The sequence below is a fragment of the Pedobacter chitinilyticus genome (assembly GCF_003313385.1).
In the GTDB taxonomy this organism is placed as follows: domain Bacteria; phylum Bacteroidota; class Bacteroidia; order Sphingobacteriales; family Sphingobacteriaceae; genus Pedobacter; species Pedobacter chitinilyticus.
The window spans coordinates 262,979-271,580 of the sequence record NZ_QMHN01000001.1 but is presented as its reverse complement, the minus strand read 5'-3'; the positions used below and the strand labels follow the sequence as shown (position 1 = coordinate 271,580).

General features: G+C 40.6%; 8 protein-coding genes and 1 pseudogene. All 9 read right to left on the bottom strand.

The genetic code is table 11. The annotated features are described in order from the left end of the window. Window positions 1–290: 290 nt before the first annotated feature. A complete protein-coding gene (locus DUT70_RS01095; RefSeq protein ID WP_113645466.1) occupies window positions 291–827 on the bottom strand; it encodes a hypothetical protein in 537 nt (178 codons plus the stop codon). Window positions 828–829: 2 nt separating this feature from the next. Further along, complete coding sequence (locus tag DUT70_RS01090; protein WP_113645465.1) at window positions 830–2,023, bottom strand: hypothetical protein; 1,194 nt, start codon at window positions 2,021–2,023, stop codon at window positions 830–832. Window positions 2,024–2,025: 2 nt separating this feature from the next. Further along, window positions 2,026–3,987 (bottom strand): type II secretion system protein GspD, encoded by a 1,962-nt coding sequence (locus DUT70_RS01085; protein ID WP_240431989.1) that lies wholly within the window; start codon window positions 3,985–3,987, stop codon window positions 2,026–2,028. 4 nt (window positions 3,988–3,991) lie between these two features. Then, window positions 3,992–5,410: a GspE/PulE family protein gene (locus DUT70_RS01080; RefSeq protein WP_113645464.1), complete on the bottom strand. Its 1,419-nt coding sequence runs from the start codon at window positions 5,408–5,410 to the stop codon at window positions 3,992–3,994. A 33-nt stretch (window positions 5,411–5,443) separates the two neighbouring features. Further along, window positions 5,444–5,953 carry a hypothetical protein gene (locus DUT70_RS01075; protein WP_113645463.1) on the bottom strand — a complete coding sequence of 170 codons (510 nt, stop codon included), beginning with the start codon at window positions 5,951–5,953 and terminating at the stop codon, window positions 5,444–5,446. Next, window positions 5,953–6,369, bottom strand: coding sequence for a type IV pilin protein (locus DUT70_RS01070; protein ID WP_113646520.1), 417 nt, complete (start codon window positions 6,367–6,369; stop codon window positions 5,953–5,955). The genes DUT70_RS01075 and DUT70_RS01070 overlap by 1 nt, the downstream gene beginning before the upstream one ends. 121 nt (window positions 6,370–6,490) lie before the next feature. Next, on the bottom strand, window positions 6,491–7,465 hold the full coding sequence (locus tag DUT70_RS01065; protein ID WP_113645462.1) for a pyocin knob domain-containing protein: 975 nt from the start codon (window positions 7,463–7,465) through the stop codon (window positions 6,491–6,493). A 38-nt stretch (window positions 7,466–7,503) separates the two neighbouring features. Further along, a complete protein-coding gene (locus DUT70_RS21260) occupies window positions 7,504–8,343 on the bottom strand; it encodes a hypothetical protein (protein ID WP_205529708.1) in 840 nt (279 codons plus the stop codon). A 28-nt stretch (window positions 8,344–8,371) separates the two neighbouring features. Further along, a pseudogene (locus DUT70_RS01055) lies at window positions 8,372–8,602 on the bottom strand (hypothetical protein); the annotation flags it as partial.

Genomic DNA, 8,602 nt, shown 5'->3' with positions numbered 1-8,602 from the left:
ATGGCATTTGCGCATAGCGAAACAAGTAAAAAGGTAGTGATACGTTTCATTATTGAAATATTTAATGATTAAAGATTTAAATCGGGAAATGAGCATTACATGCAAGATCATCCCCTAATTGAGTTGCTTGCAGGTTGCTAAAAAGCCAAGAAATGGCAAGGATTAAAAGAGCGTTTTTTTCATCGTTAGAAGCGTTGGTTTATAAGTATGAAGTTATGGTTTTTAAACTTCGATTGCAATTATATTTTATCAAGGAAGATAGCACACCACCTTAAGGAGTATGCTACTGATTAACGTTCTACCGCCGTTAACCCCAACTGCATACTGAGCGTATTGGCGTTCTCTTTAACTCCTTCATTTTTGGGTGAAGTAATGGTGAGCTGCGCAATTTTGCCCAAGCCTTCACTTTTGCTCAACGTATCTAACAGTTTTACCAAATGGAAATAGCCACCCCTAAAGATAAATTGCTGCTGATGTATCGCACTCGATTTGGCCGCAGTATCAGCTACTTGTGGCATGGGATTATAGCTGATCTTTACCTGTTGCGAAACGGCCATGTCTGATACGGCCTGCCAGATCTTAGTATCTACCTCTTCCTTTTTTACCCGATAATCTGACAGCACTTTTTGGTAGAAATTATACTTTTTGTTAAGGTGCGGATAGGCCGCATCTTCCATCTGTAAAGAAGATTCCTTTTTTAAGTTTTTATTTAAACTGTAGGCTTCTATAGCATGTTTAAAGGAGAAAACATAAGCCACATAAAGTATCACCAATGCTAACACAATGGCTACTATCTTCTGTTTTTTATCATCTAATTTATGCCACATGTTTAATAGCTTATAAGTATATCAAACTGGTAATTATCATTATCTAGATCTTCCTGGAACTTCACCAGCTTGGCACTTTTCACCCAAGACTTCTCTCTCAATACAAAAATCCAATTATTTACGGCAGTAAGGTTTGCCGTAGTACCTTTAATTTTCACGTTGGGCTTACGATCCGTTTTCTCTTCCTCGGTTTTAAAATCGTTGATGGAAAGGGAAATCAGACTCAATGGTCTGGGCATGCTTTTACCAATTTCGTTTACTAAAAAGCCGTAGTTATAGCCACCGTTCCAAGCCAGTTGCTTCAACAAATGTTCTTGCTTGCTAATTTGCTGTTTGAGCAAATCCATCTGGTCGGCGCTAGCCGTTTGGGCCCCAACTTCCCTCAGCAGCTGCTCATTCTCTTGGTTAAAATGACTAAACAAAGTAAAGCTAAGGAGCAACAAAGCAAATAACCCTCCTAAGAAAATCAACGCTCTTTTTTTCCAAAGTGCTGTACTCACCAATTGACCAAAACCATTGTTAACAGCTGGCACCTGCGCTACAATAGGCACTAATTTATCCGACAACAATAACTGAAAGGCTGCCGCATAGGCCAATACCATTTCCTCGTCAATGGCTTGCTGCCCCACCTTTAAAGGGAAGGGCGATTTGGCTTCGGCCTTGTAAGCATAGGATTGAAAGCTTTTACCCGTCATCACAAACTGATGCCCATCTAGCTGCACTTCCTCGCCATAAACATTCAATTGCGGCAAAATATGTAAAGCCACTACCCCGCCAAAGCTCAATCTGCACACTTCTACCCCAGCTCTTTTGAGCTTCTCTAAAAGTTCTTGTACCCAATCTTTACGGGCAATGCTCAGTACATAGTTTTTCTCGTGGTGATACTGCTGCACAAAAAAGTCGTTGGTATCAATACTTGGGAACACCAAACGGAAATTCTTCTCCGCATCTTCCTCCCCATCGGCAATCTCCATATTCTTATGGATAATTCCCTTTCCAGATAGTACCAAAGCAACGGGCATTTTGCGTGGTAACGATTCCAATATCTTTACCAAATTACCCTCTACGGTCTTCTTTTCTCCTATTTGGATTTCATTCCCCTTGCGTTCCAATTCACAGTAACGACCACTAAACTGGTTGTCGCCATGATGGTGCAAAGTGAAACCTAAAACTTTTGTGAAAGCAGCCCCTAGCATGATTAATACAAAATAGTTGGTTTAATAAAAACCAAGGTCACCACTTTGCTATCGCTTTTCTCTCTACTGCTGAAAAGCCATTTAAGGATAGGAATACGAGATAGTAAAGGAACTCCCGAACCTGATTCCGTTTTCTCGGTACGCTCTAAACCTCCCAATACAATCATGTCTTCATTTTTGGCCCTAATGAGCGAAGTGAATTTACTGGTTGACTTTGGTGGTGGCGCATTTAACGGTGGGTTGCCAATGAAATCAGAGATGTTTACCTTGATATTTAAAGTCACCTGGTCATCGCCAGATACCACAGGCCTAATGTCAATTTCTAAGTTCGCATTCACTTCGGTAAACTGCTCCGTAACCACGGTTTGAGCATTAAGGGAAGGAATGACGTTTTGGGTTCGTTGACTATAAAAGCGGGAACTTCCAATACTTAAGTTAGCCGTATGACCATTTAAGGTAGATAGTTTAGGTACTGAACGTATCTCGACATTGGAATTGTTCTCCAATGCACTAAGCTTTACATAAAAGTTAGGGGTTACCCTTCCCAAATTAATGGAATTATTACTTCCCAATCGGGAAAGAAAATCGTTAATGGAATTGGCTCCAAAAGTATAATCAATGCCAGGCAAAATGGTTCCACCTGTACGCACACTGTCTGAAACGCCAGCCGAAATGCCTGTTTTTACGCTCTTCCCTTTTCTAACATCTACCAAAGTCACCTCAATCAACACCATAGGTACCACTCGGTCTATTTGGCGAATGTAGTTCTCAATTTCGTTAATTTGTGGAGCCGAACCTGCCAACAAAATGGTATTCTGCTCTCTAAACTCCTTAATCTCTACGCCCTTTTTCCACTCGGTTGGAATCATCATTTGAATGGTATCCAACGAGCGGTGCTGCAGTTGTACAATACGGTGCGAACGTAAGCCCTCCAAGCGTCTATCGCCAATAAGATAAACACCCGCTTCTCTTTTATAGGTATACTCAGTACCTTGTAAAAGCGAACTTAAGAAATGATCAAAAGAAATGTTATTTAAGCGAGTGGTGACACTGCCTTTTATATCAGAGTAAATAAAATAGTTGGTACCTGCCTCTGTCGAAGCGGTTTTAATCAAATCAATAATCGGCGTATTCAAGGCATCAACACTCAGTAGTTTATCGCCTTTGGCATCTTTCCTACTGGTCAAGTTAAAGCCTCCGCCGCCACCTTGTGCGCCACCAGTGTTTGCTTGCGGACGGTTGTTTCTTTTTACAGCGGTAGTGTTGTCTCCAGTGATGTATAATTCTTCGCCTTCGCCCAATGCTTGAAAGATGTATACGTTATCAGCCGTTTTGTTCATCTTCAAACCATTGGCGTAAGCCATTTTATCCAATGCGGTTTCAAATGGGGCCGCAGCAATAAAAGCCGAAACGGTTTTATTGAGCAAAGTAGTAGGCACCACGACATTTTTTTGCGATACCTGACTGATTTTCTTCGCTACCGATGCCAAGGTATCATTGTTCAGTTCGAAACCTAATTGATCGGTGGCAGCATTATAATTTACCCTGATATTTCTAGGTGGCACTACTTGTTTTGGGGTGGCTACCTTGGTGATAGACATAATGGAACCAATAATATTGATATCCAAATCATATTCCTTTGCTAGAAATAGGAGGATATTTAAAGCCGTTTCATTGGTAAAGTTATTGTAAACCTTGAAATTTAACTGTGGATCAATATTGATATTGAGGTTATTGGTTTGTGCCAAAGCTTTTAAAAACTCTGCGGCATTGGCACCCGACATGGAAAACTGCACCTTTTGGTTAAGCCCTGGCACACTTACCGAAAGCACTTTAAGCCTGCTTTCTATTTGTTGCAGACGATCGTTCTTAACCTGGTCCTGTGCCTGTACACTCCCCAATCCTACCAATAGGAAAAGGGTTAAAATCATTCGTGAGACCATTACTTGGTAGATTCGCTTCATTAATTTAGATATTCAATAGTAAAGGAAATATTTCTTCGAGGGTGGTTTGGCCAGTGGCAAAAAGCTCAAAGGCATTTTCTCCCAGTGTCTTAATATTTCGTTGTTTTAACTGCTCGTCAATATACATATTCTCCTGCTTGATTTCAAAAGCCAATTCGGCATCAATAGGAATCACTTCATAAACCGCCTTACGCCCTTTATAGCCCGTGTAAAAACAATGGCTACAGCCAGCAGCCGTAAACTGGGTAGCTAAGGTAACAGGTGGTTTAAATTGTTTAGGATAGCCACTACCATCAAAAGGTACTTCCTGCTTACATTGTGGGCAAAGCAAACGCACTAAACGCTGGGCTACCGTGGTGTTTAAGGTATTGGCTACCAAAAAGCCTGGAATACCCATGTCCATTAACCTGGAAACCGTGCCCCAAGCAGAGTTGGTATGGATGGTGGAGAGCACTAAGTGACCTGTTAGCGCAGCCCTGATGGCCATGTTGGCCGTTTCGGGGTCACGAATCTCCCCTACCATAATCACATCAGGGTCTTGACGTAAAAAGGTACGCAGGGCCGAGGCAAAACCCAAGCCAATGTTTTCTCGCAATTGTACTTGGTTAATCCCTTCGAGCGTGTACTCTATTGGATCTTCAATGGTGAGAATATTACGTGTGTTTTTATTCAATAATTTAAGGGTAGCGTATAAGGTAGTGGTTTTACCAGAACCTGTGGGGCCACTAATTAAAATAATACCGTTGGGCCTTTGCACCCCTTGCAGGTAATTGTGCATGTCTTCTGCAGATAGCCCCAAGGTATTTAAGTCGATATTGGTACTGCTATTGCTCAATAAACGCAGCACCACCTTTTCGCCGTGTAGCGTAGGCAATACCGAAACCCTGATATCAAATGCTTCGCTGGCACTTGATTTATAATGGATACGTCCATCTTGCGGCAAGCGCTTTTCGGCAATATCCAAATTGGCCATGATCTTAATTTTGTTGATCAGGGCGGGATAATCTTCTTTAGTGATTTGGTAACGCTCAATCATCATCCCGTCAATACGAATGCGCACACGGGCTTTTTGCTCAAAAGTTTCGATGTGGATATCACTACTCTTCAACTTCTTGGCTTCGTTAATAAGGGTCACCAAAAAATCGTCGTTGGCATAAATAGCGCCCAACTGTTGGTTCTGTCCCTCGTTATGGTTTTGGAGGTAGTGCGTAGCCAACAACCTATTCATTTCTGTTTTGGGCAAGGCTTCGAAACTGATCTCGTAATTGAGCATAATTTGCAGCTCGTCTCTAAGTGTTTCGTCTACCTGCTCTTCATCGGCATAAACCACCAATACATTATCCTGCAGTTGTTTTGGAACAACGCGATAGTGCACAGCCATATCCTGATGGATGAGATGAAGCGTATCTAGTGGGATATTCATGGTTTGGTTTAAGGCCTTTAAGTTAAAGGTTTTTTAGGAATTGAAGAACGAGAGGAGCCAAAAATCTTGCGTAAGGTCTATTTTGTAAATAAAATAATCGGCTAACATCAACACCGCCAAGCAAAAAGCCTGTGCCCCAGCCAAGGGTATTTTAGGATTTTTATGTCGTAGGTAAATGCCCAATAGCAATACCAAAAACAAACTGCTCACATGGAAGGCCACAAAGTTGAAAAAGGAAAGATAAGTGGCTAACAGCACAAGGAACAGCAAATCGCCTTCGCCTAAATAACCTTTAAATAGGTTGACCCATTTGCGATGCTTTAAGGCAAAGTAGCCAAACAGCACGCCCATTTGCAAGGTCAAAAAGCAAAGGTTGGTCAGTAAATCTGTCCAGAGCGCTTGCCTACCCGCTGCTTGATATTTAAGGTAAACTAGCCCTGCGGCTACGGCAATAAACAACCAAATGGAAATGGCCCTGTATTTAAAGTCTTGCCAAGCCATGGCCAAAAGCAGCAACACGGTTAGCAATAAAATCCAAAGCATTAGTCGGGCGTTACTTCTTTAAGGTTCTTATCCTGATCAATTTGCCAAACGTTAAAGGTTCCGTTGCCATTAAAATCGGTTACGGCAGTAGCTTTTGCCAAATAGGTATTGTTGTTGGCAGATACGATTTCTATTTTATAATTGGCTTTGCCATCTTTACCATCAGTAGTCAGCTTTTCTTGGATGAAACCGATCTCTGTTAAATCGGTAGCATAACGAGAATGCTCAAAGAAATAGCTTTGTTGCAGTTTGGCTAAGTGTTCCAACTGTAGTTTCGCTTCGGTGGTTTTGGCTTTGGTAATCAAGGGCATCAAGTTAGGCAAGGCCAACAGTACCAAAATGCCAATAATCACCAATACCACTAATATTTCGGTAAGGGTATAAGCTTTAAGTTTTTTGTTTAAGAGCTGTTTCATATGGATTGATTTAATTGGCATGTTGGTTAAGGTTCCTAAATTAGGAAAAAATCAACTATTGCGAAACTTATTGATACTTTCTCCGAACCATATCAAGCATATCGCTCGGAGAAAGCAGCGATTAATTGTTTCCTTTATCTTTTTTGGAGCTTTGTGCTTTCAACTCGATCATCATTTTTTTGATGAGTTCATCCTGCTCTTGGTTCTTTTTGTTCTGGTCAATTAGTAACAACGTCAACTCCTCAATCTTCTTCAACAACACCTTGTTCATCTCGCCTAGTTCTACGCCTTCCTGTTCCACTTGTTTAGCGGTAGGTACCCCTGGCAGGTGCTTGTTTCGCTTAATGAACTGTTCTATTTCTGTTAGGGATTGGTTTTGATATCCTTCCTCAAACACATAATCTGGCCAGTTGGCAGTCTCTACTTTAATCTCCTTCGCCCTGATCTTCCCGTTTACCGAGAGTTTTTCTTTAGGTGTTGAGGTTCCAATACCTACATCTCCATTAGCTAAAAAATTCATGTAACTATCGTCATAACTCCTACCTATCCATCCTCTTTCCATACTTGCAGCACCGTTATTCACACCTCCATATGCACCTATCCCAAAAAGACTATTTGCATTTTGATCAGAAACTGTAAAGCCCCTAGCAAAACTACTTGTTAATCCTGGCCAATTCGCTTTGATATTAACACCTAAAGCTGAACCATCTAATCCAATCAAAATATTTGGATCAATTCCCAAAGCTGTTTTTAATGCAGGGATATTATTATTATGATAAATTTCGCTCCATTGTTTATTTGAGCCACTATTGGTATTTCTAAAAGCTAATCGGGGGCCAAAAAACTCACCTGCTATTTGAGTCACATAACTATTATCAGGATTGCCATGACGCATAGATAACACATTCCAATAACCGGTATCCCCAAAAGGAGCATTTAACATATTGTAACCATTCCCGACTACAAATTGGCCTACTGGCGAAACCAAGTCCAAGTTTTGAAAATCATAAGAAATATTCGGAACAGTTTGTCCGTAGGCTAGGCCTGAGAAAAACAACATTCCTATTAACGAGCATTGGATTTTTCTTGATTTCATAGTTGATATTTTTTAATAAAGTATTTATAAATGATGCGTTAGTTCTTTTTTTCTAATTTTTCAATTCTTGAGATCAAGGCCTCAATCGCTTCATCCCTCTTCTTTAGATCAGTATTAAACTGATCAAGCTTCTTTTCTTTCTCTATCAGGTGCAAGGTCAGCTCCTCAATCTTCTTTAACAACACCTTATTCATCTCACCAAGTTCTACACCTTCTTGTTCCACTTGTTTAGCGGTAGGTACGCCAGGCAGGTGCTTGTTTTGCTTAATGAACTGCTCTATTTCTGCTAGGGATAGCTTTTGATAACCTTCTTCGAATACATAATCGGGCCAGTCGGCTAATTCTACCTTAATTTCCTTCGCCCTGATCTTTCCGTTTACTGAAAGTTTTTCTTTGGGAGTTAGGGTTCCAATACCTACATAACCCTCAACTGGATTTAAAGAAAGATTATTGTAACCGACATTCCTCTCATTGGCCTGAATAACCCCAGTGCCATTGTCCAACAAAGCAATTTCCAATGCCCTACTGCTATAAGTGCCTAAATTATTTAAGATCCTAATTTGGGCGTTATGCTGCCCCACATAAGTATAATCATTAGTATTTAAACTATTATAGATGGCCATTTTACCTGAAGGTGCTACATTAAAGTTTGAACCTAACCTTACACCACCAGTAAAATCGCCACCATAATTTAAGGTTAACACATTTCCATCATCATGTACAAAGGCCCTACCTCCACTTCCTCTGGGCTGATAACGGAAAGTGACATCGGCTGCACCATTATAATAAAAGATATTGTCGCCATTAGGCGAAACGATTTGCGCATGTACAGATGATAAACAAACTGCCAATAGTGCGGTAAAAAAAAGCTTTTTCATGGTTTCTATTTAGATCGTTAAATACTGATTATTTCCTATTCTTTATCCATTTCTCTATTTCATTCAGCCTCGCATTATTCTCATCCTTTTCCTTTTTCAACTCCTTATCTTTTTCAATCAGCAATAAAGTCAACTCCTCTATTTTCTTCAACAATACCTTATTCATCTCTCCCAGTTCTACGCCTTCTTGTTCTACTTGTTTAGCGGTAGGTACGCCAGGCAGGTGCTTGTTTTGCTTAATGAACTGCTCTATTTCTGC

Excerpts from the sequence above, each read along its gene's own strand:
- DUT70_RS01095 (WP_113645466.1), bottom strand. The coding sequence starts at position 827 with ATGTGGCATAAATTAGATGATAAAAAACAGAAGATAGTAGCCATTGTG.
- DUT70_RS01090 (WP_113645465.1), bottom strand. The coding sequence starts at position 2,023 with ATGCTAGGGGCTGCTTTCACAAAAGTTTTAGGTTTCACTTTGCACCAT.
- DUT70_RS01085 (WP_240431989.1), bottom strand. The coding sequence starts at position 3,987 with ATGAAGCGAATCTACCAAGTAATGGTCTCACGAATGATTTTAACCCTT.
- DUT70_RS01080 (WP_113645464.1), bottom strand. The coding sequence starts at position 5,410 with ATGAATATCCCACTAGATACGCTTCATCTCATCCATCAGGATATGGCT.
- DUT70_RS01075 (WP_113645463.1), bottom strand. The coding sequence starts at position 5,953 with ATGCTTTGGATTTTATTGCTAACCGTGTTGCTGCTTTTGGCCATGGCT.
- DUT70_RS01070 (WP_113646520.1), bottom strand. The coding sequence starts at position 6,369 with ATGAAACAGCTCTTAAACAAAAAACTTAAAGCTTATACCCTTACCGAA.
- DUT70_RS01065 (WP_113645462.1), bottom strand. The coding sequence starts at position 7,465 with ATGAAATCAAGAAAAATCCAATGCTCGTTAATAGGAATGTTGTTTTTC.
- DUT70_RS21260 (WP_205529708.1), bottom strand. The coding sequence starts at position 8,343 with ATGAAAAAGCTTTTTTTTACCGCACTATTGGCAGTTTGTTTATCATCT.